The 2,067-nt window shown below is 47.1% G+C and carries 2 protein-coding genes; both read right to left on the bottom strand.

Annotated elements, in window-relative coordinates:
• Positions 1-939: ABC transporter substrate-binding protein (locus ABNT28_RS10940; protein WP_348721618.1), on the bottom strand; the 939-nt coding region annotated here is incomplete at its 3' end.
• Positions 940-1,252: 313 nt separating this feature from the next.
• Positions 1,253-2,067, bottom strand: an 815-nt coding sequence (locus tag ABNT28_RS10935; RefSeq protein ID WP_348721617.1) for an ATP-binding cassette domain-containing protein, incomplete at its 5' end; no start/stop codon positions are given.

Here is a 2,067-nt window from a genome sequence, read left to right as displayed (position 1 = left end):
ATCCACATTCCAAGCGCCAGGCTTTTTGAAGACCAGGCCAAGAGATTCGGCTGCAGCGGCAGCAATGCCGTCCTTGCCGAAATAGTCACTCTGCTGTTCTGCAACACTAGGGAAAACGAAGCCAGCCATCTGGCCTTTCGTTGTGTTAAAGTCCATACCCGCGTCAGCTGCAACTTTTCTGACTTGTGCGTCAGAAGCTGTCCATGCGGCGTTAGCTTCGTCAGTCACTTCAAGGAAGGTACGCAGAAGATCAGGGTTTTCTTTAGCGAATGATTCGGTCACTGACACAACGTCAAACGAACCGATACCAGCATCCATCTTTTCCTGTGACGACATGATTGGCTTGCCAACTTCGCCAGCTGCTGCTGCCGATGCGCCACCAAAGATACATGCCATAGCTACTGAACCGTCAGCCAAAGATACTGCACCGTCAGCTGGCACCTGATCGACGATTGTCATTGTTGATACATCAACATTGAGTGCAGCCATCTGTTTCCGGAATGAGAAATCAGCCATTGTGCTCAACGGTACAGCAACAGTTTTGCCTTCAAGCTCGGACGCGTTTGCCGAGGTGATACCAAGGCCATTTTTGACAAAACAGTCGTTCGCTTCATAGATAACAGCGATAGACACCATTTTTAACGGTGCGCCTTGCTGGATCGCGGTGACAAATGGTGCCAGTCCCTGTGAGTAGGCAATATCAATATCGCCTGCCAGCATGGCTTCGGTCATCTGGACGCCTGTTGAAAAGTCAGTCCAGTTCACATCAACACCCATCGCCTCGTCATAGGCTTTGTCAACTTTTGCAATCTGGTTTGGGGTGGCCCACTCCAAGAAGAAAGCAACATTAACGCTATCAGCGGCGTGCGACACGGTGGCTGTTGTAAGCGCCATAGCGCCAACAGTCATTGCCATTGCAGTTCCTAAAATTTTCTTCATTATTCAAGTCTCCCTTTACATATGCATTCATATCCAATTGTTTGGGTATGCCACATCAATTAATATTTCAGGTCTATAATCTGATAGCCTATTCTGGATTGGTGAAGTTTACAAGCCAACAATATCAACATTCTTTAAGGTAGCTTATTGTTACAATTAGATTTTATACTATTCTTAATACGGCTGAACATGACGCATGTGAAACGAAATATGCTCACAATTACGTGATTGTTAGGTGCGGAATTATGAAGGCACGTGTTCATGATGGCATGTGATACGCGAATGCGGGGCTTTAACCAATATGCTACGCTGCCTAGCCTTTGGCCAAAGCACTGCTCAATTCTTTGTCAGAGATATAGCCCTTCACATTACCTTTATCATCGACAACCGAAATCACATGACGTTTTTCCAGTACGCTTGGGATGAAATCTTCCAGAAATGTCTCAAGATGCACGGGTTCGGTCTTGCGCTTGCCAAGCGTGAAGCCTGCCAAGCTGGTCATGATTGTTTTGGCGCGAAGCACGCGTGATTTATTCACATCAGCCACAAAGGCGGCAACATAATCATCAGCCGGTTTGAGAACAATATCTTCTGGTTTGCCGACCTGTACTAGGCGGCCACCATTCAGAATGGCAATTTCGTCACCAAGCCTCAGAGCTTCGTCAAGGTCATGTGTTATGAAGACAATGGTCTTGCGCATTTGTTTTTGTAATTCGATCAACTGACGTTGCATTTCTGAGCGGATCAAAGGATCAAGCGCGCTAAAGGCTTCGTCCATAAGCAGAATATCAGGGTCAGTTGTCAAGGCACGGGCAAGACCGACACGCTGTTGCATACCACCTGATAGCTGTTCGGGATACTGATGCTCGAAACCCTGCAAGCCGACCAATTCAATTCGTTTCATTGAGGATTCATGCCGAGCATCTTCTTCAATGCCCTGTGCCAATAGACCAAACCCGACATTATCAAGCACCGTCTTATGTGGCATCAGACCAAAGCGTTGGAACACCATGCTCATTTTTTTGCGCCGGAATTCCTGAAGCTGAATTTTGTCCAGCGTCATGATGTCCTTACCATCCACGATGATTTGACCTGCGGTTGGATCAATCAACCGGTTTATATGACGGA

This window comes from uncultured Candidatus Puniceispirillum sp., from assembly GCF_963979125.1.
In the GTDB taxonomy this organism is placed as follows: domain Bacteria; phylum Pseudomonadota; class Alphaproteobacteria; order Puniceispirillales; family Puniceispirillaceae; genus Puniceispirillum.
The sequence above is the reverse complement of the archived record's forward strand: the minus strand, read 5'-3'. Positions and strand labels throughout refer to the sequence as shown.